The organism is Pseudomonas sp. S34 (assembly GCF_009866745.1).
Classification (GTDB): Bacteria; Pseudomonadota; Gammaproteobacteria; order Pseudomonadales; family Pseudomonadaceae; genus Aquipseudomonas; species Aquipseudomonas jessenii.
Window position 1 is genome coordinate 6222884 of the sequence record NZ_CP019398.1, and the last position, 26123, is coordinate 6249006.

Annotated in this window: 20 protein-coding genes; 8 read left to right on the forward strand and 12 right to left on the reverse strand. The window is 61.0% G+C overall.

All coding sequences use genetic code 11. The features are described from left to right. Window positions 1–95: 95 nt before the first annotated feature. Window positions 96–983, forward strand: coding sequence for a His/Gly/Thr/Pro-type tRNA ligase C-terminal domain-containing protein (locus tag PspS34_RS28030; protein WP_057712684.1), 888 nt, complete (start codon window positions 96–98; stop codon window positions 981–983). 89 nt (window positions 984–1072) lie between these two features. Here the strand turns inward: PspS34_RS28030 and PspS34_RS28035 are convergent, their stop codons facing one another. After that, complete coding sequence (locus PspS34_RS28035; RefSeq protein WP_057712683.1) at window positions 1073–1594, reverse strand: DUF3617 domain-containing protein; 522 nt, start codon at window positions 1592–1594, stop codon at window positions 1073–1075. Between the two features lie 132 nt (window positions 1595–1726). Here PspS34_RS28035 and cls point away from each other — a divergent pair, with 132 nt between their 5' ends. Then, complete coding sequence (cls, locus tag PspS34_RS28040; protein ID WP_154860855.1) at window positions 1727–3166, forward strand: cardiolipin synthase; 1440 nt, start codon at window positions 1727–1729, stop codon at window positions 3164–3166. Here cls and cfaB read toward each other — a convergent pair. From cfaB to PspS34_RS28065, 5 genes are all read right to left on the reverse strand, one after another. Next, a complete protein-coding gene (cfaB, locus tag PspS34_RS28045; protein ID WP_057712681.1) occupies window positions 3163–4347 on the reverse strand; it encodes a C17 cyclopropane fatty acid synthase CfaB in 1185 nt (394 codons plus the stop codon). The two genes, cls and cfaB, sit on opposite strands and share 4 nt — an antisense overlap. Window positions 4348–4566: 219 nt before the next feature. Continuing rightward, a complete protein-coding gene (locus tag PspS34_RS28050; protein WP_154860854.1) occupies window positions 4567–6477 on the reverse strand; it encodes a heavy metal translocating P-type ATPase in 1911 nt (636 codons plus the stop codon). Further along, window positions 6474–7532, reverse strand: coding sequence for a protease modulator HflK (locus PspS34_RS28055; RefSeq protein ID WP_154860853.1), 1059 nt, complete (start codon window positions 7530–7532; stop codon window positions 6474–6476). Before PspS34_RS28055 ends, PspS34_RS28050 begins: the two co-directional genes overlap by 4 nt. Further along, window positions 7529–8566, reverse strand: a complete 1038-nt coding sequence (locus tag PspS34_RS28060) for a protease modulator HflC (RefSeq protein ID WP_159390375.1) — start codon at window positions 8564–8566, stop codon at window positions 7529–7531. The genes PspS34_RS28055 and PspS34_RS28060 overlap by 4 nt, the downstream gene beginning before the upstream one ends. After that, entirely contained in the window at window positions 8563–10521 is a 1959-nt protein-coding gene (locus PspS34_RS28065; protein ID WP_154861056.1) for a protease modulator HflK, read from the reverse strand. Before PspS34_RS28065 ends, PspS34_RS28060 begins: the two co-directional genes overlap by 4 nt. A 214-nt stretch (window positions 10522–10735) precedes the next feature. Here PspS34_RS28065 and lpdA point away from each other — a divergent pair, with 214 nt between their 5' ends. Beyond that, window positions 10736–12136, forward strand: coding sequence for a dihydrolipoyl dehydrogenase (lpdA, locus tag PspS34_RS28070; protein WP_057712677.1), 1401 nt, complete (start codon window positions 10736–10738; stop codon window positions 12134–12136). A gap of 112 nt (window positions 12137–12248) precedes the next feature. Here the strand turns inward: lpdA and PspS34_RS28075 are convergent, their stop codons facing one another. Further along, a complete protein-coding gene (locus PspS34_RS28075; protein ID WP_057712676.1) occupies window positions 12249–12722 on the reverse strand; it encodes an Lrp/AsnC family transcriptional regulator in 474 nt (157 codons plus the stop codon). Window positions 12723–12867: 145 nt separating this feature from the next. Between PspS34_RS28075 and PspS34_RS28080 the strand changes: the two genes are divergently transcribed. After that, window positions 12868–13497: a LysE family translocator gene (locus PspS34_RS28080; RefSeq protein WP_154860851.1), complete on the forward strand. Its 630-nt coding sequence runs from the start codon at window positions 12868–12870 to the stop codon at window positions 13495–13497. A 3-nt stretch (window positions 13498–13500) separates the two neighbouring features. Here the strand turns inward: PspS34_RS28080 and PspS34_RS28085 are convergent, their stop codons facing one another. From PspS34_RS28085 to PspS34_RS28105, 5 genes are all read right to left on the reverse strand, one after another. Continuing rightward, complete coding sequence (locus PspS34_RS28085; RefSeq protein WP_150812681.1) at window positions 13501–15618, reverse strand: hypothetical protein; 2118 nt, start codon at window positions 15616–15618, stop codon at window positions 13501–13503. Further along, complete coding sequence (locus PspS34_RS28090; RefSeq protein WP_154860850.1) at window positions 15605–16801, reverse strand: DUF3142 domain-containing protein; 1197 nt, start codon at window positions 16799–16801, stop codon at window positions 15605–15607. Before PspS34_RS28090 ends, PspS34_RS28085 begins: the two co-directional genes overlap by 14 nt. Before the next feature lie 202 nt (window positions 16802–17003). Continuing rightward, entirely contained in the window at window positions 17004–19034 is a 2031-nt protein-coding gene (locus PspS34_RS28095; RefSeq protein ID WP_154860849.1) for a pyridoxamine 5'-phosphate oxidase family protein, read from the reverse strand. Window positions 19035–19097: 63 nt separating this feature from the next. After that, window positions 19098–19724 (reverse strand): glutathione S-transferase, encoded by a 627-nt coding sequence (locus tag PspS34_RS28100; protein ID WP_057712671.1) that lies wholly within the window; start codon window positions 19722–19724, stop codon window positions 19098–19100. 127 nt (window positions 19725–19851) lie between these two features. After that, window positions 19852–20754: a LysR family transcriptional regulator gene (locus PspS34_RS28105; RefSeq protein ID WP_154860847.1), complete on the reverse strand. Its 903-nt coding sequence runs from the start codon at window positions 20752–20754 to the stop codon at window positions 19852–19854. A 581-nt stretch (window positions 20755–21335) separates the two neighbouring features. On the opposite strand from PspS34_RS28105, the gene PspS34_RS28110 reads away from it, so the two are divergent. Genes PspS34_RS28110 through PspS34_RS28125 form a run of 4 tightly spaced genes read left to right on the forward strand, consistent with a single transcriptional unit; the run spans window position 21336 to window position 26118 of the window. Further along, window positions 21336–22466: an AI-2E family transporter gene (locus PspS34_RS28110; RefSeq protein ID WP_057712669.1), complete on the forward strand. Its 1131-nt coding sequence runs from the start codon at window positions 21336–21338 to the stop codon at window positions 22464–22466. A gap of 14 nt (window positions 22467–22480) precedes the next feature. Beyond that, window positions 22481–23992, forward strand: a complete 1512-nt coding sequence (locus tag PspS34_RS28115; RefSeq protein WP_102669468.1) for a TolC family protein — start codon at window positions 22481–22483, stop codon at window positions 23990–23992. Continuing rightward, window positions 23985–25103, forward strand: coding sequence for an HlyD family secretion protein (locus PspS34_RS28120; protein WP_150812676.1), 1119 nt, complete (start codon window positions 23985–23987; stop codon window positions 25101–25103). The genes PspS34_RS28115 and PspS34_RS28120 overlap by 8 nt, the downstream gene beginning before the upstream one ends. Continuing rightward, window positions 25093–26118 carry a DUF2955 domain-containing protein gene (locus PspS34_RS28125; RefSeq protein ID WP_154860846.1) on the forward strand — a complete coding sequence of 342 codons (1026 nt, stop codon included), beginning with the start codon at window positions 25093–25095 and terminating at the stop codon, window positions 26116–26118. The genes PspS34_RS28120 and PspS34_RS28125 overlap by 11 nt, the downstream gene beginning before the upstream one ends. Window positions 26119–26123 lie beyond the last annotated feature (5 nt).

Sequence of the window (26123 nt, forward strand, 5' to 3'; positions counted from 1 at the left end):
GTCAGGACAAATTGCCTGGCACGACAAACGTCTTAATGAAGCACCCCTACGGTTTATGCGATAACGCTCGTTAGAAGCACCAGAGTACGCCGACCATGATCCAGATCACCCTGCCCGATGGTTCATTGCGTGAGTACGACCAGCCGCTGTCCGTGCACGAGGTGGCCGCCAGCATCGGCCCCGAACTGGCCATCGCGGCCGTCGCGGGAAGGGTCAATGGTGTACTGGTGGACTGCGAATACCTGATCGAGGCGGATGCCCGGGTCAGCATTGTCACCCCCCGGGAGCCGGACGGCCTGGAGATCCTGCGTCGCTCCTGTGCATTGATGCTGGCCATGGCGGTCAAGCAACTCCACCCTCATGCGCAATTGCGTGCGGGAAAGGAACTGGGTGACGGTTTCTATTACGAGTTTGCAGTCGAGCAACCGCTGACCCCCGCAGACCTGCCTCTAATCGAAGCGCGCATGCAGTCATTGGCAGCAACCAATCACTCGATCCGTCGTCGGCCGGCGCGCGAAGCAGTGTCGCTGTACCGTCTGGGGGACGCCGAGTACCAGAGCCATGGACCGCACGTCCCAACCACCAAAGTCTTGCAAGCGTTTGCCCTCGATCACATCAGCGGCACGTTGCAACAACGGATCTACGGCACCTGCTGGTCCAGCCATCAGGAGCTGCAACACTGGCGCGTTCCACCCCATGTGGTCGTCGTGAGCATGGATGAACGTCAGGCGACTTATGCACAAGCGGTGACCGAGTCCTTGCGCCAAAAAGGCGTGCATGCAAAGGCCGACCTGCGAAACGAAAAGGTCCGCTACAAGATTCGCCAGCACAGCCAGACCGTGCCGTTCCTGGTCGTGGTTGGCGAAATGGAACAGGCTGGGGGGTTCGTCAGTGTGCGCAGTCGCACGGGGGAGGATTTTGGCCGGATGGCTGTCGAGGCGGCGTGTGAGTGGTTAAGTCGGCCGGGGATTCAGGGCGGTTGAATGGACGCTTTCGCGAGCAGGCTCGCTCCCACAGGGGATTTGTGTGCGACACATAACCAATGTGGGAGCGAGCCTGCTCGCGAAGCTTTTTAAGCTCTTGGCTTCACCGTGCCGCAATCCTGCCCCAACCAGACGGCGCGGGACTCGAGGCTGCCCTTCTGCTGAATGCCGGTGGCGTTGAACGTCCCGTTGACCTTGGTGGTGAATTCACGATCACTGAGGAACGTCGCCACGCCGGCTCCCTGGGCTTTCGGGCAGCTGAAACGGAATTTCCACTGATTGCCGGAGCGGTCGGTGATTTCCTGTTTGCAGCCCGACTGCGGATCGGTCAGCGGAATGTTGTCGGTCTTGACCTGTTCAGGGGTCAGGCACGCCCGGATCCCTTTACCGCCCATGGTGATGCCCTGTTTTTCCAGCTGCGCACGCTGCTCGGGAGTCATCTGGTTCTGGATCTGGCCGAGGATCAATTGCAGGTCCGGCATATTCTGCTCGTCGACCTTCATGTTGCTCGTGGTCAGCTCCCACAATCCTGGTTGCAGCATTTGCGCGTGAGCCGCCACAGGAAGTGCCAAACCCAGTGCCATGGCCAAACCCAGCAGACGAACGTTCATCGAGTAACTCCTGATCAGTAGTGGCCGTTAGACGTCAGCCGCGGGCTTCGGTTCATGGTCGAATTAATTAGCGACATTCTGCACGGAACATGGTCTGTTAAGCACTGAATCTTCAGGAGCAAGGCAGCCCCCATGGATTACTTCGGACCACATATTTTCGGTTATACCATCGCCCTGTTGCACTCGCTGGGCATGATTGCGGCCATACACGCCGTGTTGACCGTCCGTACCGCCCAAGGCTCGATCGCCTGGGCCCTGTCGCTGTTTTTCATCCCTTACCTGACGCTGATCCCTTACCTGATGTTCGGCCGCAGCACCTTTGATGGCTACATCAAGGCCCGGCGGCAGGCCAACGACGAGATGCGCAAGGCTGTTTCCGAACTCAACTGGCGGCCCTGGGTAGAAGAAGCCCTCACCGCCCGCGCTTCTTCTGCCTACGCCTCGCTCAGAGCGATGCCCAAGCTTGGACACATGCCCTGCCTGGCCAATAACCAGATGCGGTTGTTGATCAACGGCCAGTCGACGTTCGAGGCCATTTTCGATGCCATCGGCCAGGCGAAAGAGGCCGTGCTGATCCAGTTTTTCATCGTCCACGACGACCGTCTCGGTCAACGCCTGCAGACTTTGCTGTTGAAGAAAGCCGCCGAAGGCGTAGCGATCTATCTGTTGTATGACCGAATCGGCAGCCATTCCCTACCCAACGGCTACGTGCAGGCCTTGCGTGATGGCGGGGTCGAGGTCAAGGCTTTTGGCCCCCGTAATGGCTGGTTCAATCGCTTTCAGGTGAACTTCCGTAACCATCGCAAAATTGTGGTGGTGGATGGCATTCTCGGCTTCGTTGGCGGGCACAACGTCGGTGATGAATACATGGGCGAGAAACCGCCCCTGGCCCCTTGGCGCGATACCCACGTGCAAGTGCGCGGGCCAGTGGTGGCGTGCATGCAGGAGTCTTTCGCTGAAGACTGGTTCTGGGTGGCTCATGCCCTGCCGCCACTGATCCTGCCCGAGGTTTATCCGGAAGACGGCGTGCTGTGCCAGTTGCTCGCCAGCGGGCCGGCAGACGCCTACGAAACCTGTTCTCTGTTCTTTGTCGAAGCGATCCATGCAGCGACGGAACGGATCTGGATCACCAGCCCGTACTTCATCCCCGATGAAGCCGTATTCGCAGCGTTGCGTCTGGCGGTCCTGCGGGGTGTGGATGTGCGGCTGCTGTTGCCGTCTCGACCCGACCATCGAATCGTCTACGCCGCCTCCAGCCTCTACGCCTTCGAAGCCGTGCGCGCCGGTGTTCGGGTGTTCCGTTACGAGCCCGGTTTCCTGCACCAGAAAGTGGTGTTGATCGACCACGAAATCAGTGCCATCGGCAGCGCCAACCTGGACAACCGTTCGTTCCGGCTGAATTTCGAAGTGATGTTGCTGACCGTCGACAGCGCCTTTGCCGCAGAGGTGGAACAGATGCTCAACGATGATTTCGCCAACGCCCACGAAATCGCCAAAGGAGAAGGCCGGGAGACTCACCGCCTGCAGCAGGTCGGCATGCGGGTCGCCCGGCTTATTTCGCCGGTTCTCTAGAGGTAGATATCGTCACGGGTCCATGGCAGTTCATGACTGCCATCGGCGTGGGCCTTCACCGCGAGAATCTGATGCAGGTTGATCCAGCCCCGGGCAAAGGCGTAAGCGCAACCGGCCAGGTACAGCCGCCAGATACGCAGGGCTTGTTCCGGTACGAGTCTGGAGGCCGCTTCGAGGTTGTCTTCCAGGCGTTCGCTCCAGTGATCGAGCGTACGTGCGTAGTGCAGACGCAAGCTCTCGACGTCGACGATTTCCAGCCCGGCTTCACTGATCTCGGCAGAGATCATCGACAAGTGCGGCAACTCGCCGTTGGGGAACACATATTTTCCAATGAATTCACCGGCACCGCGTCCCACCGGACGGCCATCGGTGTATTTGGCGGTGATCCCGTGGTTCATCACCAGACCACCGTCTTTCACCGCACCGAACAGGGTCTTGCAGTACTCGGCAAGATTGGCGTGGCCGACGTGTTCGAACATGCCGACGCTGACAACCTTGTCGAAACGGCCATCCTGCGGCAGATCGCGATAGTCGAGCAGTTGCAGTTCGACCAGGTCCTCTAGGCCCTCCGCTTTTACGCGCTCCCGGGCCAGGGCCAACTGCTCCTTGCTGAGGGTGATGCCGAACACTTTCGCGCCAAATTCTCGCGCAGCAAAACGCGCCAATCCGCCCCAACCACAACCCACATCCAGCAGATACTCGCCAGGCTGCAGGCGCAGCTTGCGGCACAAATGACGGAACTTGGCTTGCTGGGCTTGTTCCAGGGATTCGCTGCCGGTCTCGAAATAGGCGCAGGAATATGCCATGTCGCTGTCGAGCCACAGCTGATAGAACGCGTTGGAAAGGTCGTAGTGGTAGGAAATCGCCTTGGCGTCCATCTCTTTGTCGTGGGCGTTACGAACCGGCTGATTGTCGTCGCCTTCATCCAGCAACGCCTGGCTCCATTCATCGCAGACGCGGATCACATCGCTGATGGAGCCTTCAAGCTCAAGTTTGCCTTCGACAAATGCAGCACCAAGGGCGTCCAGGCTTGGATGGGTAAACTGGGTGACCATTTGTGGGTCCTTGACCACAATCGTGACACTGGGCGTCGGCCCCAGATTGAATTCATGGCCATCCCAGAGTCTCAGGCGAAGCGGTAATTGCAGATTCTGTAAGGCCGGTGGAAGATGCGCGAGCATGGAGAAGCCCCCTTGTTTCAGACGTCTAAACAGAGGGTAGACCATCTTGGAAAAATAGCTGGCTATCGAATTAATAGCCGTTTTCAATGATTCGCGACGCCAGAACCGGCCGCCGCGAACGCACAAAATGATGTGCCCTCATCTTCAAAGACTACGAACCGGCCGCACAGTTCTAAAAAGTTGAAGCCCCCGTGATTACCCGGTTTAGAGCATTCGCCTTCAGGCTTCATCCTTGAGCTTGAGCAGTGGCTCCTGGAACCGCAGCAAACGACCGGCATTGCCCAACACCAGCAAGGTGCTGAGGTTGTGCAGCAACGCCGCAATCATCGCCCCGGCAGCGCCAAGCCAGCCGAACGCGGCGAAGGCCACGATCGCCAGGGTCCAGCCTAGCCCGATGATCACATTCACCTGTAACGTCTGGCGGCACTGACGACTCAGGCGCACGCAAGTACCGAGGCGGCGCAGGTCACTGCCGATCAGCACGATATCCGCCGATGCCAAGGCGATGTCCGCACCGCCCGCGCCCATGGCGACACCCACCACGCCAGCCTTGAGGGCCAGGGAATCGTTGATCCCATCGCCGACCACCATCGGCCGGAAACCGCTGTCGATTTCCTTGAGCACACGCTTCAGTTTGTCTTCGGGCAGGGCCTGCGCTTCGACATCACTGATCCCGACATCCCGGGCGAGCGTTTGTGCGACGCTGTGCCGGTCACCGGTGAGCAACAACTGGCGACCCAACCCGAGATCGCGCAACTCACCCAAGGCAAATTGCGCCTCGGGTTTGACGCTGTCGGCCAACAACAACCAGGCGAGAAATTCACCGTTGAGCGCCAACCCGGCAATCGGACCGTCGTGATCGGGAACCTCCGTTGTACTGATGCCCAGTTGCGCGAACAGTTCCGGTCGGCCGAGCGCTGCTTCGCCCTGCCCGGTCATCGCCACCACGCCCAGGCCCTGGCGCTCATGGATGTCAGTAAGCAGCAGGAAATGCTCCTGAGTCACCAACCCCGCCAGCGCACGGCTGACCGGATGACTGCTGGCCGAGCCAAGGCTGGCGGCGAGCTTCAATACATGACTGCGATCCTCCAGCGGACTGTCGATGGATTGCAGGCGCAAGGTGCCGAAGGTCAGCGTCCCGGTCTTGTCGACCACCAGCGAAGTCAGGTCCGCCAACTCTTCAAGGAACGCAGAACTGCGAATCAGAATCCCGTGGCGTGCCGCTACCGCCACCCCGGCAATCGCCGTGGCCGGCGCCGACAACACCAGCGCACAAGGACAGGCCGCCACCAACACCGCGAGCATCGCTTGAGCGTTGTTGGTGATGAACCAGGTCACCGCCGCCAGCAGCAACACCAGCACCATATAGCTGCCCGCGTAACGCTCCAGCAGACGAGTGATCGGCGGTTTCGAGCGCTCGGCGTTTTGCATCAGGGCGATGACTTTGCCGAGGGTCGATTCCTGGCCGGTGCGGGTCACTTCGATCCGTAGCAGACCGTCGAGGTTGATCGCGCCGCCGAACACCGACATGCCGACGCCCGCCTCCATCGGTACCGATTCGCCGGTAATGGAGGCGGTGTCCAGGCTGGCCTGGCCGGACAACACCCGGCCATCCGCGGGCACCCTGTCCCCGGCGCGTACCTCGACCAGATCGCCCGCCTTGAGCGTACCGTTGTCGACTTCGATGATGGAGCCGTCCGCCTGAACCTTGCGCGCGTGGCTGCGGGTCAGTTTGCCGAGGGCGTGAATCGCCTCCTGGGAACCGATCACGCTGCGCTCCTCCAGCACGTGCCCGAAGATCATGATGATCGGCAACAGGGCCGCCGTCAGCAGATCCCCGGTGGCCCAGGCACCCAGCATGGCCAGGGCAATCAATTGATCGGTGATGCCGTGCAGGCTTGGATAGCGCAGGCTGTACCAGGCTGAACGCATGACCGGAACGGCGACCAGCAACGAGGCAAAACCCAGTAGCAGTTGACTGACACCAGTCTGCTCCGGCGCCAGCCAACGCCAGATCAAGCCCAGCGCGAGCAGGCCCAACGCGAGCATGGCCAGGGTCAACTGGCGCGCGGCGCCGCGCTGTTCGGCCGATGACAACAGGCTCGGTGCAGCGGCGGTCTGAGCGGTCATTGTGCAGCTCCCTGAATGATCAGGCGGGAATCGTCTTTAGGGTCGACCGTCGTGACGGAGCCGGCCTGGCCGAGGATCTTCGGCATCCGCTCGCGATAGATGCGCAGCAGCATTTGCGGGTCAGTCCCCTGCTGCTGTGCCTTGGCCAGGCTCAACACTGTGGCGGTATCTGCCGAGGCTTTGGCCAGTCGCTCGCTCGCCTGGGCATGGGCCACTTGCAGCGTACGGTCGGCTTGCTCGTTGGCGGTCTGCGTCAACTTCTCGGCTTCGGTTTGCGCATTGGCGACGGCCTTATCGGCTTGCTGGCTGGCCGTCAGTACCGCGTTGAAAGCGTTCACCGCAGGGCTGGGCAAACTCGATTGCACATCCACTCGCGCCACTTCGATCCCCAAGCCTTGCCCTGTTGCCGTGAGTTCGGCCAGCCGTTGATTAATGCCCTGCACAAGATCGCCTCGCAAGCGCTCGCGCCGTTCCGCCGCCTGGCTATCAGCGCCGATCAATTCCGGGCGAGCGACCAGGATAGTGTCCAGATCCCGTGCGGCCGTGAGCGCGACCGCACTGCGGGTCACCAGACGATCCAGTGCCGGCAACACGTGTTCGCCTTGAAGCACGAATGCATAGGGCTCGGTGACTTTGTAGAAAACCCGCACATCGAGTTGCACCACTCCGGCATCCCCCGTTAACAGATAGCCGGAACCTGCGAGGGCATCGCTGATGGGTGTGGCAAAACTGGCCACGCGATCTGCCTGCATCGCGGCACCACTGCGCAACAAGCCTTCCACTCGGCGCTCGATCACCCGATCCGCCGCCGGCAACAAAATCACCTGCTCGAACGGTTGCGGCCAGGCCAATAACAATCCGGCATTCTGAATGCGATCCAGCGCGCCGAAATGCAAAACCACCGCGCGATTCTGCGGATCAATCTGCCTCACATTGGAAAACGCCCACGCCAATGCCGCCAACACCGTCACCGCGTAGAGGGCGAGAAACGCCAAGCGCCCGGCCTGAATCCAGGGGCTGCTCAACTCATTTGTTCCACGTGGAACCAAACTCATGGCTGCGATCCGGACTTGTTGTCGAAGCTCGGCGGACCGTCAACCAACACCCGGAACGGTGCGGCGTCGGTACGCAGAATCAGCTTGGTTCCTGGCGTCACCACCGTGCCCAAGGTGTCGAGCGAGCGCAGCAGGTTGTAGAGCTGCGGCGATTGCGCGTAGGCGCGGCCATAAATCTGCGCCGCTTCGACGCGCGATTGCGCTTCGATATCTGCTGCTTTCACCGTGGCATCGGCCTGCACAATTCGCGCATCACGCTCGGCGGCGGAACGAATTTGCGCGGCTTCACGCTTGCCGATGGCCGTGCGCTCAGTAGCGATGGTTTCGCGCTCGGCACGCATCCGGTCGACCGTCGCGGTGAGCGTCACCGAAGGCAGCGTCAATCGCTCGATACCGACCTGCAACACGCGCACACCATAAGTGGTGAGCAACTGCTGATCTAATTGCTTGCGCAGTTGTGTTTCGAAATCGACGATGCGTACCTGGCTGGCATCTGTATTGACCAGGTTCGCCAGATCAAAACTGCTGGCGGTGGTTTCCAGCGCGGAGCCGACAAAGGTGCGAATCTGCCGCGCGGCTTCATCGGGCTGGTTCTGCACCGCCCGCATGAAACGTTGCACATTGTCCGGATCGCCCTGCACCTGCCACGCCACATAGGCCTGAACGATGATGCGCAGACCGTCCCGTGTGCCGACATCCTGCAAACCGCTGGACGTGGTACGCAACCGCAGATCCACAGGGATCGCTGCTTCGAACGGTGCCGGCCAGCGCCAGCCCAGTCCCGGCTCCAGCAAGACCCGTGAGGGGTTGCCGAAGCGCGTGATCACCGTGGCCTCACCCGAGCGCACCTGCACCAGGCTCGCGGCAGCGACCGCAAACGCCACCAGCAATGCCGCCCACCCCATCCGACGCCATGGGAATGGACCGGCCTCCTGCGGATCGCCGTGATGATGATGGCCGTGGTGATGGTGCCCGCCATGGCCGTGATCGTGGCCGGCGTGGTCATCGTGATCGTGAGTATGGGACTGGCTCAATTGGCAGCTCCTGGCTGAGCGGTTTTACGCGGCGGCGCAGGGTCAACCGGCAGCGTGAACGTACGGAGGTCGATGGTCGGCGCATTGCTGCTGCCGCCCAGACGATGATCAAGAATCAACAATTTGGCGTTGGCCAACCCTTGGGACAACTGACTGAAATACTGCTCCAGCACGAAGGCCTGACCGGCGCTGGCATAGGCTTTTTGCTCGGCGTTGAATTTCAGGTCCGCTGCCTGGGCGCCAGCATTGATTTCGCGGGCGCTGGCCGTCGCCTGATCGCGGGCGATGCTGGCCTGCAACTGCGCCTGATTGGTAGCTTCGGCAGCGGCGCCACGTTCACGGGCGATCAAGGCTTGCGCGCCAATCTGCGCCGCTTGCACGCCGTGATAGGCGTTGGCTGCACCGGCCGGGGGGTGAATCGCCTCGACCACCGTGGCGAGAATTTCCACGCCGCTATCGAGTTTTTGCAGGTCTGCCTGAACCGCGCGGCCGATCTCTTCAGTCAGCCCTACCCTGTCCTCGCCAAGCAATCCGTCGAGGGTGCGCGAGGCGAAGTCGTGAACCAGGATTCGGCTGGCGGTGCTGCGAATCAACATCGGTACATCGGCACTGTTATAGGTCGCAGCCAACGCCGCCTCATCGCTCAGACCAATGCGATAGACGAAGCGTACGTCCATGTTGACGATCTGAAAGCTCTGCTTGTCGGCTCGGCTGCTGGCGATCACCTGGGACTTGTCGTTCACATGGCTGGCGTCCCACAGACGATTGGCAACTGCCGGGGCCGGGCCTTCAGCGGGGTCCGTCTGAGCAGGGGCCGTGGTTTCGCCAACACTGGTGGCCAACTCGTGTACCACGCCATTCTCGACGCTCAACACCCGGCCCAATGGCCAAGGCAACCCCATATGCAAACCTGGGCCAAACACCTCCACTGGCTTACCGAATCGTTCGTAGATGCCACGCTCTTGCAGGGCAATTTCGTGAATGCCGGTCAGCGACCAGCCAACAAGTGCGACCACCGCCAACACCGGCAGGAAGGCCCGACGCATGTAAGTGAAGGCCCAGATCTGCCGCAGATCGATGCCGAAGCGGTTATGCAATTCGTGCTGTAACGCCAGCAATGGCTGTGGTGGCCAGCGCAACATGTCAGCGATAAAACTGCGCGCCAGTAGCTCTGGCTCAAGACGTTCACGGCGCGGGCTGAACAATGACAACACCGCGCGCAGCAACAGTTCTGCCGCCACCAGCCCCGGCAGCAGTCCAATCAACACCGCCAGGCGTACGGGCCATACCGAGGTTTCATCGGCAAACAACAGGCAAAAAGCACCGAGCGCCAGGCTGATGATCACCACACGGATCAATTGCGCCAACGTAGCGGCTTCAGGCCATTGCGCGGTGTTTTCCTGCGCCAGATGACGCTCCATCACCAACAGGCCGAACGCCAACAGCAAGAAGCACGCTGCCCCGACAGTGGCTGCCAGCCCCAGTGCTGCCGGGGGCAATGTGAGGTTCCAGGCCTGTTCGACGCCCAATACCGCCAACAATGCCCAGCTACCAAGCCACAGCGTTGGCGCGCCGATTTGCCCGAGCAGGTGCTGCGATTGCAGGCTGATCCGGTCCAGCAAACGCTCATACCACCCCGAAGGCGCGACAGACTCGTCGACAACAACCAATGGCACTGCGGGATTCATGGCGCGGGCACGCCACTGGGTTATCCACCAGGCCGATTGCAAACCGGCCATCAACACCACAGACGCCGCGCTCAGGTTCAGCAGCAACGCCGGCCACAGTGTTTGCGAGGAAAACAACCCGGCAAAAAACGCCAGCAGCACACCTACTGTCGCGAGCACGCCCGCACCGATGGCGAACTGGCGCAAACGCCGCCCTTGAATGAACGCCTGCTGAAAGCGCGGCAACCCGGCTAACGGCGTTTCATCAACATCGAGATCGACTTGCATACCACCCCAGAGTGTCTTCGCTTGCATGGCAATTCGTTACGATATAACGAAAATGGTGAAATTTTCGTACTCGAGCGCGCTATCTAAAGATGCCCAACCTGTCGCTTGGCTGAAGCCTTGACCGAAATGCGGCAGAACGCACATATTACGTTCGTAATTTTACTCAGGAACTACTTTTACCCATCCCTTCCCCATTCGATCCAGGAGTACATCCATGAGCACTTATGACGTCGTGATACTCGGCGGTGGCCCCGGCGGTTACAACGCGGCGATCCGCGCCGGACAACTGGGTCTGAAAGCTGCCTGCGTGGAAGGACGCGCCACACTCGGCGGCACCTGCCTGAACGTCGGTTGCATGCCATCCAAGGCGTTGCTGCATGCCTCCGAACTGTACGACGCGGCCAAGGGCGCGGAATTCGCCAATCTGGGGATCGAAGTCAAACCCGTGCTCAACCTCAACCAGATGATGAAGCAAAAGGATGAAAGCGTTACCGGGCTGACCAAGGGCATCGAGTTTCTTTTCCGTAAGAACAAGGTCGACTGGATCAGAGGATGGGGCCACATCGACGGGCCGGGCAAAGTCACGGTGACCGATAGCGCCGGCGGCAAGACCGAACTGAGCGCCAGGGACATCATCATCGCCACCGGTTCCGAGCCTACGCCCCTACCCGGCGTGGATATCGATAACAAACGCATCCTCGACTCCACCGGTGCCCTGGCGCTGACCGAGGTGCCCAAGCATCTGGTGGTGATTGGTGCCGGCGTGATCGGCCTGGAGCTTGGTTCGGTATGGCGGCGCCTTGGTGCGCAGGTAACGGTGGTCGAGTTTCTCGACCGGATCTGCCCCGGTGTGGACATCGAAGCCGGCAAAACCCTGCAGCGCTCCCTGAGCAAGCAAGGCTTGAGTTTCAAATTGAGTTCAAAAGTGACCAGCGCCACCACCTCCGCCACCGGCGTGCAGCTCAGCATCGAGCCTGCCGCAGGCGGTGCCGCCGAGCTACTGGAAGCGGATTACGTATTGGTGGCCATCGGGCGCCGACCTTATACACAGGGTCTGGGCCTGGAGAACGTCGGCCTCGCCACGGACAAGCGCGGCATGCTCGCCAACAAAGGACATCGCACCGAAGCCGTCGGGGTCTGGGTGATTGGTGACGTGACGTCCGGCCCCATGCTCGCCCACAAGGCCGAGGACGAAGCCATGGCCTGCGTCGAGCAGATGGTCGGCAAGGCTGGCGAGGTCAATTACAACCTGATCCCCAGTGTGGTCTACACCAAACCGGAGCTGGCCAGCGTCGGCAAGACCGAAGAGCAGCTCAAGGCTGAAGGCCGGGCGTACAAGGTCGGCAAGTTTCCCTTTACCGCCAACAGCCGGGCGAAGATCAACCACGAGACCGAAGGCTTCGCCAAAGTGCTGGCCGATGAACGCACGGACGAAGTCCTCGGCGTGCATCTGGTTGGCCCGAGCGTCAGTGAAATGATTGGCGAGTATTGCGTGGCCATGGAGTTCAGCGCCTCGGCCGAAGACATCGCCCTGACCTGCCACCCACATCCGACCCGTTCAGAGGCCTTGCGCCAGGCGGCGATGAATGTGGAGGGGATGGCGACGCAGATGTAAGACTTGAAGAGTTGCAGTGACTGATTTATCGCCTTCGCGAGCAAGCCCGCTCCCACAAGGATTGCGCTGTACCTGTGGGAGCGGGCTTGCTCGCGAAGGCAGGCGACTCGGTTTAAAGAGGCAAATGCTCCAACGGCAACACCCCCGGCGCCTTCACCGTGTGAATCGCAAAGTTGCTGCGGATGTCGCTCACACCCGGCAACTTCAGCAAACGCCCGGTGAGAAACCGGTCATAGGCACGCAAGTCCGGCACCACTACCTGCAGCAGAAAATCCGACTCTCCTGATACCAGAAACGCCGAAATCACCTCCGGCAATGCCGTCACCGCCAGGCGGAAGGCTTCGGCTTGCTCATCGTTATGACGCTCGACCTTGACCCCGACAAACACTGTCAGCCCCAACCCCACTTCGTCGCGATCCAGATTGGCCTGGTAGCCGCGAATCACCCCCGCCTCTTCAAGCATCCGCACCCGGCGCAAGCATGGCGATGCCGACAGGCCGATCTCGTCTGCCAGTTGCACATTGCTCAGGCGGCCATCCCGTTGCAGTGCGGCGAGAATTTTGCGGTCGTAGGCGTCGAGTTTCATGGTTTGGCAGATCCTGATGGTTCAAGCTTGATGAAGTGGCAGATTATGCCAATACATGACCCGATAGAAGCTGACAACGCAAGCACCTGCCCCGCCCTTCAGCCCTAGACTGGCACGACCAAATCGACAACGAATGGGGTGCAACATGCAAGGTCTCTGGCTGTTTTTCATGGCACTGGCGGTGGTCTACCTGTTGCCGGGGCCCGACATGATCCTGCTGTTGCAGACCGGTGCCCGCCAAGGCAAAGGCGCTGCTCTGGCCACGGCCGTGGGCCTGGGCATTGCCCGGGGTTGCCATGTGGCATTGGCGGCGCTGGGGCTGGCGGCACTGTTCAAGGCTGCGCCCTGGACGTTCGACGTGGTACGCCTGGCCGGTGCCGCGTACCTGCTGTGGATCGGCATTCAGTGCCTGCGAACCACGATGCTGCCGAGCCTCACCAGCGCCGACCCAACCGGCGAAAAACCGCGCTGGGGCGCAGCCATCCGACGCGGACTGCTGACCAACCTGCTCAATCCCAAGGCACTGCTGTTCTGCTCGGTGCTGCTACCGCAATTCATCGACCCACAGTCTGGGCCGGTGCTCGGGCAATTTGCGACCTTGGGCGTGGTGCTGGTTAGTGTCGGGTTACTGTTCGACAGCGCATACGCCCTGGTAGGCGCCGCACTCGGCCGTTGGCTGCAACGCAGCCCCTCAGCCCAGCGCCTGCAACAATGGTTGTTCGGCAGCCTGTTGATCGGTTTCGCCGTGCGGCTGACCTTTGTGCAACAGGCTTGAACCTCACTGCGCCTTGCGGCGGCGGCGTTTGAACATCAACAGCGCGGCTACCGCGAACGCCACTACGCTACCAACCTGTAACGGCATCTTGTACGGGCGCAAGGCCGAACGCGCAGCGTCGGTCACTTGGGTCACGTAGCGTTTGTCGGCGTTTTCGAAGTCGGGGTACGGGCACTGGTGGCCGAAATCGGCGGCCCATTCCACGTAAGGCCCTTCTTTGACATAACGCTGATATATCGCACTTTGCTCTTCGAGGCTGCTGTTCCACCCCGACGCCTCGCACAGCACCGCCGCAAACGCCTGACTGGTGTGAGGCAAGTTATCCGCCGCCTTGCTCGCCAGCGCGGTGGCCACGAAGCGATAGTGATAACGCTGATCAGGCTGGGCAGCGCTGGCCTGCTGGCGCTTCACTTCGTCCTCGGCCACCAAAGGACCGACCTTGAGTTCGGTGTTTTCGAGAATGTAGTTACCGCCGAACGTGGCGTAATCCGGCGCCATTTCATAGCCCAGAATGTCCATGCCCCACTCGCGTGCCGTCCAGGCCGCATTGAACAGAGCAGCGGCACGACGGGTCGGCCACCAGGCTGAATCAGCCGCCAGACGTTGCTCGCCATACAGTTTTGCCTTGTGCCGCAAGCCGTCATTGTCGAAGTACGCCGGCGCCTGCTCGTAATGCCCCTCGCGCAACAGCCGCCGGCCCAGCAGATTGCGCAGACTCGCCGCCACCGGCAAGGGCACATAGTTGTCGCGGTCCTGCTGGCTGAGCGGCGGCGGGGCCGGCACTTGAGTGTCTACGTAGTGCTTGAGTTCTTCGAGGGTCAACACGCGCTCGGCAACGGTGGCGGCGTCGAACCAGTAAATGCTCTGGCTGCGATACAGCTGATCGAAGGCTTGCAGGTAATCCCCGCGTTGCAGGGCCAGGATCGCACTTTCACCCTCGACCCGGCATTTGGGCTGGAGTGTTTCGTAATCGAAGTCCGGTGTGCGGCGCTCGCCCCAGGATTCATTCTGCGGGAAGGCCTGCGCCGCTTTGGCATAGGCTGCGGCGGCCGCGCTCTTATCGCCCTCACGCACCGCCAGTTTTGCCCGCAGCCACCAGGCCAACCCACCATCGCCAGCCTGTTCGAGGAAAGCCTTGGCGCTGGCGTAATCACCCTGTTGATAATTCATCGCCGCCAGGCGGTCGGCGTTTTCGAGACTGCCACGGGTACTGTTTTGCAGCAGCTTGATCATTTTCTGTTCGTTGGGCGGTTGATCACCGAACGACCACCCCAACCGACTGATCAGCGATGCTGTCACCAATTGCTGCACTGGCTGGCCCTTGAGCAATTCGGCCACTTGATCATCCGGCAGCGTCATCAGGTCCGCCATCAACAGCTTCAACGAGGTGTAGCCCACCGCGGAGCCGTGCAGATTCTGCGTGGCGTACAACTCGATGGCGCGGTTCCAGTCGCCAGCGGTGCGCACCACCCGGGCTTCTTCACCGAGGCTGGCGACACCCAGTTCCAGTGGATCACTGAAGCCGTCGATGCTCAGTTGCCGGGTTTGCTCGAAGGCGTCGCGGGATTGTTCGAGCAAATCCGGAGCCGCATTGGCTTCGGCGCTCATGGCGAACAACGCTCGACCCAACGAGTAAGCCGCCCAGGTACTGCGTGAGGCCCGTTGCTCTGCGGGCAGGGCCAGCACTTTCTTGAAATACCCGGCAGCCAAGGCAGGATCACCCGCGGCAAATGCCACAGCGCCGGCCAGGTACAACCTGAGCTCAGGCGGCAGTTGCGCGCCCTCGCTTTCGACCTGGCGGGCATCGGTCAGGCTGCGCAAGTGTTTCACCAGCACCTGTTGTTCGGCGGAAAGTCCCGCCTGCTCGGCTTGATCGCGCAGCGCTACAGCGTCAGGTACATCCGAGTAGTCAACGCCAGCGGTGACGTTCTTCAACCCGTTGATGGCGTGGCCGAGGCGACTGATTTCGAAGCTGAAGTTGCCTTCCGGCAGCTCCGCCAGCGACTGACCACGGTTATCCAGCAGGCGCATGGGGAAGTCCGGGCCGCAGGCCAGTGCCGAACCCAGCGGCAGGCTGAGGCTCAGGCAAAGCAAATGACGCGGCCAGTTACGGGTGAACATTCGAACCTCCTTGATCAATGTGTGCGCAGCGAGCCCAACCAACGGCACGCTGTCCGCCAGCCGGTATTCGGCCATCACGCAGGCGGGTGAAGGTAAGCAGATCCGGACGCTGTTGCAACGCGTAACCGGCCAAGGCATCGGCCCCCTCACAACCGCTGACCGCCAGTGTCAGGCGTTCGGGCCAGGCGCTGTCGAGATTGCCCTGGTTGCTGATGCCGATGTCATAGAGGCCATTGTCGGCCGAGAGTTTCAGTTTCAATTGACTGTTGAGGACATCACCACGCGCCACGGCGAGCAAAGTGGTCAAGCTCCAGGCCCGACGGTCGTTGGCCAATGGCAGGCGAAACCAGATCAGGCCCGCCAGATGTTTCGGTGGATCGGCACGCAACTCGGTGCCGAGGGTGCGCAATGACTGAGGGTCGGCAAGTAATTCCCGACGCAGTCCTTCACGCTCCACCGTCACTTCGCTTTCCACAACGGGCGCGCCACCCGCCGACGGCAGCAACGCCACGCCATAGGCCGGCAGCGCCAGATAGAACGGTTTCGTCGTGATACGGCTCCAGGCCTTTGCCCATTGCCGGGCCTGATCAGCATCGAACAAGCCACGACGCGGATCGCTCACCGCGTGCACCTGCAACACACTGCTGTCGACTGTGGATAACAGCGCCGGCAGTTCGCGACTGTCGAGCCAGGATGGCAATGCGGTGATGCTCAGCGGCAGCGAAGTCGGCAACGCTTCACGCAATTGCGCGAGAAATTCGCGGTACGCCGGTAGCCGGGCATTACCCGCATCATGGTCGATTTCCACACCGGCGAGGTTCAATCCTTGTCCCTGCCAATCGCTGATCACCTGGCGGATTTGCGCCGTGATTTCTTCCTGATCCAGCGCCTTGAGCTGCCCATCCAGGCGAATCACCGCAATCACCGGCCGGCCGTCGTGCTTGAGCAACTGCGAATCCACTCGGGCTCGGCTCCAGCCCGCCTTGGGAAAGGCCTGCAAGGCCAGCACCCGCAACGTCGAAAAGTCTGCACGGCTGTCCCTGAGGGCGGCGTCGTGGGCCGGCGTCCACTGCCGTTGCCAGACGTAGAGTTGCTGATCCAACGGCGGTGCGTCCGGTCTTTCGCAACCGGTGGTCAGCGCCAGCGCTATCAGCAAGACAATGGAGCGAATGAAAAAACCCATGGAAACGCTTGTTCCTGAACTGCAGTAAAGGCTTTACCACAAACCTTGTGGGAGCGGGCTTGCTCGCGAAGGCGTAGTGTCAGCCAACATCACCGTTGCTGACACACTGCATTCGCGAGCAAGCCCGCTCCCACAACGTCCGGGGCTCTGCCCACCCTACTCAGCCATCGACCGACGGGCAATGTTCGCCTGCAATCGTCCTTCAGATATCGAGCACCAATGGCTGCGCGCCCTGCGCCGGAATCGCACAGCAAATCAGCACCTGTCCATCATCCGGCACCTCCGCTGGCGGCAGTGGGTAATGCACCTGACCGCTGATCAAGCGCGTTTTGCAGGTGCCGCAGGAGCCGCCGCGACAACTGAATTCCGGGCGCAGGCCACGGCTTTCCGCCAACTCCAGCAAACTGCCGCCGTCTGGCTGCCAGCGCGCCTCCTTGGCCGAACGCTGGAACACCACGGGTACGGACGTGGTGGCGGCTGGTGGTTGTTCGATGACCACCGCATCGGGGTCCGGTCGCCGGCGCAAGGTGGACGGGCCGAAGGTTTCGGCGTGAATCCGCGAATCGCGAATGTCCAACTCGCGCAAGCCGTCGTACAACGCCTGGGTAAAACTCCCGGGACCGCAGACCACAAAATCCGGCTGATCGTAGTCCTCGACTGTCAGCAGATCCTTGAGCAGCGCGACGTCGATCCGTCCACTGAGGTCGAAGTCCTCTCCTTGTATCGCCTCGGCTTCCGGTTGACTGAGCAAACGCACTACCCGCACCGCGTCACCGGCATCCTCGAGCAAGCGATCCAGTTCGCGGCGAAATGGCTGGTCGGCCAGCGTGCGCGAACTCTGGATGAACCATGTGGGCCGGATACGGCGGGTGCGTAACCCTTGGTAAACCACTTCCCGCAGCATCGATAACAGCGGCGTGATGCCGACCCCGGCCGCCAACAACACCAAGGGTCGACGCTCATGGGGCGCCACGGTGAAATGCCCTTGCGGCGCCCGCGCCTCCAGCAGGTCGCCGACACGAATCTGCTCATGCAAATGCGTAGACACCCGTCCGTCACGCTTCACGCTGATGCGGAAAAAATCATCGGACGGTGCGCTCGATAAACTGTACGTGCGGATATGCACATCGCCATCAATGTTGAAGCGCAAAGGCAAATGCTGCCCGGCCTGGAACAGTGGCAACCCCGCTCCGTCGGCGGGCTCCAGGTAAAGCGAGCGAATGCTGTGGCTTTGCGCTTCAATCCGCGTCACCCGCAACGGCCGCCACTGATCGCCCAGGGCCTTGGCCTGCAAACGCGCCTTGGCCTGCTCCCAGGTACCGGTGAGCAAACTGGTGGGTGAAACGCCGTCGAAGCGCCAGCGCAACGACAGGGCAGCCGGACGACGTACCACTTGCTCGACATCGATCGTCCACAGGCGCTCGGCCCCCTGGAACGCCTCGACCTGAGGACCGTCCAGGATGATTTCGGTGCGCCCACTGAGTTGCAGCAAATCACCGGTATTGAAATCGATGAACAACAACCCGGCCCGGGGATTGAGCAGCAGGTTGCCCAAGGTATTGAAATGCAGGTTGCCGGCGAAATCCGGAATGGTCAGGCGATTGCCTTCCACCTGTACGAAACCGGCCTGACCGCCGCGGTGAGAAACATCCACCGAGCGCTCACCGTCGACGTCCACATAACTGGCAACGAAAAAGGTGTCCGCCTCGGCGATCATGGCTTTGGTCGCGTCATCCAGTTCGCCGAAATGCTGGGCGGCACGGGTCGCAGGATCGGTCAGCGGCACCGAGCGAAACTGGCGCAACTGAATGTACTGCGGGCAATTGCCGAAGGACTGGTCCACCGTCACCGCGAAACCATCCATGGTCATGGCACTGACATGCCCATTGATGCGGTTGCGGCGGCGGGTGTGCAACTCGATGCCCAGCAGTCCGATGGCCGAGCCTTCGCTCAACTGCGCGGGATCATCAAAAGCCGGCAGACTGCGAAATTGCAGCAAGCCAGGTTCTGGCGAATGTGCGAAACCGGGCTGGCCTTCAAGGACACTGGCCCAGGGATGACCGTCGGCATCCACCGCTGCGTACAGCATGAACGGCAATTGTTGATAGAAGGTGCGGTGTTGGTCCGGCATCTCGCTGCGAATCACCTTACGACCGAACGCCTCCATTCGTTCGGCAACGCCCACATGCGCCTGCAATTGTTTCTCGCCGGCATGCCAGGGTGAACGGTCCATACGGCTGCTCCCTTGCGCCTGTGGCGCAGAACGGGGCGGCCCGGCAACACCGGGCCACCAGCATCAGGCGGTTTTTTGCAGGCCGGCGACGGTGCGCGGCATGCCGACAAAACCCGGCAAGGCTTCGATGCGGGCCAGCCAGGCACGAATGTTGGTGTACTCGTCCAGCGACACATTGCCCTCAGGCGCATGGGCGATGTAGCTGTAGGCGGCGACGTCGGCAATCGTCGGATCAGTGCCAGCCAGATACGGCGTATCGGCCAATTCGTGATCGATTACCTTGAGCACGGTATGGGCATAGGCAACCACTTCTGCAGCGTTGTAAGGCGCGCCGAACACAGTAATCAATCTTGCCCGGGCAGGGCCGAAGGCAATCGGACCTGCCGCCACCGACAACCAGCGTTGGACCTTGGCGGCCCCTACCGGATCAGCCGGCAGCCAGCGACCGTTGCCGTACTTTTGCGCCAGGTAAACCAGAATCGCGTTGGAATCGGCCAACACCACGCCCTGATCATCAATCACCGGTACCTGACCGAAAGCATTGAGCGCGAGGAACGCCGGTTGCTTGTGTTCGCCTTTGGCGAGGTCAACGAAGATCAATTCGGTCGGCAGTTTCAGCAGGGACAGCATCAATTCGACACGATGAGCGTGCCCGGAACGTGGGAAGTTGTAGAGTTTGATCGCTTGCATGGTCGACACCTCGGGTGAGTGGTGCTGTTCAGGAGAGACCAGCGCCGATGAGGTGCATACTCTACCTTCAACCAAAACAGCAGAATCACCAAAAAACGCAATCAATTATTTCATTGGGTGAAATAACTCAACACTTGAGCGCCGGATGCTCGCGCAGCGTCTTCACCGCGAAATCAACAAAACTGCGCACCCGGGCCGGCGCTTTACGTCCGCCCTGATAGACCACATGGATGGGCAACGGCGGCAGTTCGAAGTCCGCCAGAATGATTTCCAGCTCACCGGCAGCCACCTTGCTCGCCACTTGATAAGACAGTACCCGCGTGAATCCCAACCCCAGACTGGCTGCCGTGATGGCCGCCTGATTCGCCGTCACCACCAGCCGCGGTTCAGCCCGCACACTCAAGGTTTCACCGTCTTCAATGAATGGCCAACTCCGCAACTGGCCTATGGCCGATGTCGCAATGATCGGCGCCTGGGCCAGTTCCTGTGGATGCCTGGGCCGACCATGGCTGGCCAGAAACTGTGGCGATGCGCAGATCACCCGCCGCACCTCGCCCACGCGGATCGCATGCTGGTTGCTGTCGGGGAGCTCGCCGATGCGGATGGCCACATCAACGCCCTCCTCGACCACGCTCACCACCCGGTCCACCAACAGCGCGTTGATGCAGACCTCGGGGAATTGCGTCAGATAATTCACCATCAACGGCGTGACAAACAGCTCGCCAAACAAGACCGGTGCGGTGATGGTCAGTTGCCCACGGGGATGAATATGGCTGCCCGCTGCCGAGTCCTCGGCTTCCTGCACCTCGGCGAGAATTCTCCGACAATCCTCCAGATATCGCTGACCGGCCTCGCTCAAATAAACGCTGCGCGTCGTACGCGTGAGCAGTTGTGTGCCTATTCGCTTCTCCAGCGCCGCGACCGCTCGGGTGACGCTGGCCGCCGACAGACCCAAACCCCGCGCCGCCGCCGAAAAACCCTGCTCCTTGGCGACAGCAGCGAAGACCTGCATTTCCTGGAAGCGGTCCATGGGACTGTCCTCATTTCAGATAGATAAACCGCAACCGAAGGCCGGAATGTTAAGCGCAAATGTTCAACAACATAGTTGGGCGCCAGACCATCAGGTAAATCAATGGGCTACTGCACTGTAGCGCCTGCACCGCAAAAACCAAGCGTGTCACAAACCTCAAAAAGCGGACCGGGGATTATTGATAATTAATGACGATTATTTTCTTGCGACGAGTGCGACTGTTGGCAATTATTCTGATCAGCCCGCTGCAATGGCAAATGCCCGGTAGAGAAAAAGAACCATTGGTTCAGCTTCCAAACCGCTTCAGTCAAGGGCTCGCAGCGGACCCCATCAACTGCAGCAGGATTCCAGCCTGTATAAACAGGCGGAATATACGACTGCTCCTATACTACAAACCACCTGTTACCTATTGGGTTTTTGGTAGGTACCTCATTGAAGTTTTCTCTACTTAAAGTAAGGCGTTATCGGTTTTTAACGCTTTGACGGCTGCCCGTCGATCCTGCTTTATGGATTCACTTAGTAGGGATGAGTTGAACTTCAACGGCCTGGCTAACCTGTGTGACACAGCAAGGAGTTCGACAATGTTGCGCACTAATATTTCCGCTAGAGCACTGTCCGGTGGTTTGCTCGATGTACTGATTCGCGCCGGGTTGATTACGGTGCTGGTACTGTTCTGCTTCCAGATCTTCCACCCCTTCCTCAACCTGATGCTCTGGGCAATGATTCTGGCCATCACCCTGTATCCACTGCATGCGCTCATCAAGCGCAAGCTGGTCAACAAGGACGGTCGTGCCGCCACCCTGATCGTGGTGGTCGCCCTGGCTTTGCTGATGGTACCGATCTACCTGCTGGGCACCTCGATCAGTGAATCGGTCCAGGGCACCCTGGCGGTCCTCAAGTCCGATACGTTGCAGATTCCGCTCCCCAGCGAAAAAATCGCTTCCCTGCCGCTCATAGGCGAACCGCTCTATGGCTACTGGATGCAGGCCGCCACCGACATGAGCAGCGTGCTCATGAAGCTGATGCCTTACATCAAGTCCGTCGGCCTGACCTTGTTGGGCAAAATGGCCGATGTTGGCGTGGGCTTTCTGTTGTTCATCGGCGCCCTGATCATTGCCGGCGTGTTCATGGCCTATGGCGAAAACGGCGAAAGAAGCGCCCTGGCCATCACCTCGCGCCTTTCCGGACCAGAGCGTGGGCCACGCATTACCGTGCTCTGCACTGCAACCATCCGCGCGGTCGCCCAGGGCGTAGTGGGCATCGCGTTCATTCAGATGTTGCTGGTCGGTGTGGGCTTCGTGCTCATGGGTGTCCCCGGTGCCGGGCTACTGGCCATGGTGGCGCTGTTGATGGGGATCATGCAATTGCCGGTACTGCTGGTGACCCTTCCGGTGATCGCTTTTGTCTTCGCCACCGAAGGGACCAGCCTGGCCACCGTCGTGTTTGGCATCTACAGCCTGATTGCCGGGATGGCCGACAACGTCCTCAAACCGTTGATGCTGGGTCGTGGCGTCGATGTTCCGATGCCGGTGATTCTGATTGGTGCCCTGGGCGGCATGGTAAGCGGCGGCTTCATCGGTTTGTTCATCGGGCCGGTGGCGCTGGCGGTGGGCTACCAATTGTTCTGGCAATGGGTCCAGGACCAACCGTCTGCCGAGCTAATGAACGAGACACCCGAGATCGAGGCGTTGAACGATCAGCGTCCTGTCTGAGGAGTTTGCGCTTGATGCCACGCCCTGCTCGCATCAGCCGGCTTCTGCTCTGTGGCACCGTCGTCCTGGGGGGCTGTGTACAACTGGGCCCGGATTTCCAGTCGCCGGCCCAGCCCTGGGTCGACCACTGGAACAGCCCGGCCCTGGAGGTCGCCGGCCAACAACGCGCGCAACCTGACAGCCGCCAATGGTGGCGCGTGTTCAACGACCCGGTGCTGGACCATTTGATGGCCGAAGCCGATGCCCACAACGCCGACCTGCACCTCGCTGGCCTGCGGGTCATGGAGTCCCGGGCGCAATTGGGTATCGCCCTGAGTGGACGCTACCCGCAATTGCAGCAGGCCAGCGCCGACAGCCTGTACCTGAACCGTCGACAATCGGGCGGCGCCAACCCTCAGGACACGCATTTCTGGCAATACAGCGCCGGTTTCGATATCGGCTGGGAGCTGGATTTCTGGGGGCGTTTCAGCCGTGCCATCGAATCGGCGGACGCATCCTGGTTTGCCGCCCAGGCCAACTATGAAAATGCCTTGGTGCTGTTGCACGCGCAACTGGCGCAAAACTACTACGCCTTGCGCACCGCCGAGGCGCGCCTGGCCATCGCCCGCAGTAACGCCAAATTGCAAAAACGCAGCTACGAGATCACCGAGCGCCTGTTCAACAGCGGGGCCGAAGCCGAACTTGATCTGCAACAAGCCAAGACCCAGTACCTGGGCACCCTCAGTACCATCCCGGATTTCGAGAGCCAGGTGGCGAGCTTGCGCAATGCGTTGTCCACCCTGATCGGCCAGCCACCCGGCTCGATCCCTGACCTCAATCGCAACACCGGCTTAGTGCCGCTGCTCGATACTGCGGTCTTGCAGGATGTGCCGGCCAACCTGCTGGTGCGGCGCCCCGATGTTCGTGCTGCCGAACTGCAAGTGGCGGCGCAGTCGGCGTTGATCGGTGTGGCCGAGACTGACCTGTACCCCTCCATCAGCCTGCTGGGCAGCATCGTCTGGTCTGCCAGCTCACTCAGCGGTGCATCCAACACCTTGGACATGGTGGCCGGCCCTAGTTTGCGCTGGGACATCTTCGACCACGGCCGGATCACCAACAACGTCCGCGTGCAGGATGCGCGCTTGCAGCAACTGATCGTTATCTACCAGGACAGCGTGCGCCAGGCGGCACGCGAGGCCGACGATGCCGCGACCGGCTTGATCAAGGCACTGGAGCGCGACCGGATCCTCAGCGATGCATCGGTGGCCGCCGAACGTTCGGTGACCCTGGCCAATGCCCAATACCGCGAAGGCTATTCCGATTTCCAGCGCGTGCTGGATGCCCAGCGGGCCCTGTTTGCCCAACAGGATATCTACCTGGTCAACCGTGGCACCGCGGTCAACAGCCTGATCGCCCTATACAAGGCTCTGGGCGGAGGCTGGTACAGCGACCAACCGATGATCGACCCGGCCACCCGCAAACAAATGCAAGAACGGACCGATTGGGGCGATCTGCTCGACGAACCGAAGGAAAGTGCCAATGACTGACAGCCAACAACCGGCCGCCGAGAAAGCCCCGACACCTGCCGCCGACCCTGCGAAAAAAGCGATCAACTGGGTGGTGCTGCTGATCATCCTGAGTCTGGTCTGGTACCTGATGGCGGACCGTTACACCCCCTACACGCAACAGGCACGGGTGCAGGCCTTCATTGTACCGGTGGCCGCCGAGGTATCCGGCCGGGTGACCAAGGTGCATGTACGCAACAACCAGGACGTAAAGGCTGGCGAATTGCTGTTTGAAGTCAACCCGGAGCAGTACCAGATTGCCGTCGATCGCGCTCGCGCCGACCTTGAGTCGACCCGTCGCCAGGTGGGCGCCAACACCGCCGGTGTCGACTCCAAGCAAGCATCACTGCGTGCATCCCAGGCCAACGAGCTCAAGGCACGCCAGGACATCCAGCGGCTTGAACGCCTGTACAGAGAAGACCCGGGGACTATCTCGCTGCGACGCCTGGAGATATCCCGCGCAACCTTGGAAGAATCCATCAGCCAGGTCGCCGCGGCCAAGGCCGAAGTGCAACGTGCACGCGAACAACAGGGCGGTAACGAAGACGAAAACGCCCAGTTGCTCAGCGCCGCCAGCAACCTTGAAAAAGCCGAGCTGGACTTGAGCAATACGAAGGTCCACGCGCGCTCGGCCGGCCTGATCACCGATCTGCGCACCGATGTCGGCCAGTTTGCTTCCGCAGGTGCGCCGGTGATGACCCTGATCGCCATCCACGATGTGTGGATCAGCGCCGACATGACCGAAAACAATCTGGGAAGTGTCCAGCCCGGGACGCCAGTGTCCATCGTCCTCGACGCCCTGCCGGGGAGAATTTTCAAAGGCCATGTGCGCAGCGTCGGCTATGGCGTCGATATCGGCCAGACCACCCAGCCGGGCAGCCTGCCGAAAGTGGAGAACAGCCGCGATTGGCTACGTCCTGCCCAGCGCTTTCCGGTGATCATCGAGTTCGAACCCGGCGAGTTGACCGGCCCGCAAGGCATCCGGTCCGGCGGGCAGGCCGAAGTCATGGCATTTCCGAGTGAAAGTAACCCGCTGAATATCCTGGGTCGCCTGTTCCTGCGCCTGATGAGCTGGATGTCCTATGCGTATTGAGCGCCCGCCCCGGGTTCAGCGCGCCCTGCGCCTGAGCTTCGGCACGGCGCTGTGCCTGGCGGCGAGCTTTGGTCTGGCCCTGCCCATCCCGTTCCTCTCCCCGATGCTGGCGCTGATGATGCTGGCAGCGATGAACCGACCATTGCCGTTCAAGGCCAGCCTGGGTCTGATCCTGATCCTTATCCTGACCACCGGGACCGGCCTGTTGCTCATTCCCCTGCTGCGTTACTACCCGTTCAGCGGTGTGCTGTTGGTCGGACTGTGCCTGTTCCTGGCCTTCGGTTATGGCCTGCGCGGCGGCAACCCGCTGGTGGCGACTTTCCTGGTGGTGGGCCTGACCTTGATCAGTTCGGCCGGAACCGCTGAATTCGCCCTGGCGCTTGAGGTGATCGTGGCCCTGGTCAAGGGGCTGTTCCTGGCCGTCACCACGCTGACCATCAGCCATTGGCTGTTTCCCGACCCCGCCAGTGCCCCCGCGGCCAAACCCGGCCCGAGCCTTACTCCAACCGAAAGCAGTTGGCTGGCGCTACGTGCCACGCTGGTGGTACTGCCGACTTTCCTGCTGGCCATGATCGACCCGGCCAGCTACCTGCCGATCATCATGAAAGCCGTCAGCCTCGGCCAACAAAGCTGCGCGACCAGCGCCCGCACCGCCGGCCAGGAGTTGCTCGGCTCGACCCTGCTCGGTGGCCTGATGGCAATTCTTTTCTGGTGCGCGCTGAGCCTGTTCGTCAACCTGTGGATGTTCTTTCTGTGGATGCTGCTGTTCGGTTTGCTGGCGGCCAGAAAACTCTACGGCCTGGCCCTGACCCGACAGCCACCGAGTTTCTGGCTCAACAGCCTGGCGACCCTGATCATTCTGCTCGGCCAATCGGTACAGGACAGTGCGGCGGGCAAGGACGTCTACACCGCCTTCGCCATCCGCATGGGCCTGTTCATACTGGTGACCTTGTACGCCTGTGTCATGGTCCATCTGCTGGACACGCGGCGCCAGCGTCGAATTACGACCGCCTAGAAAAA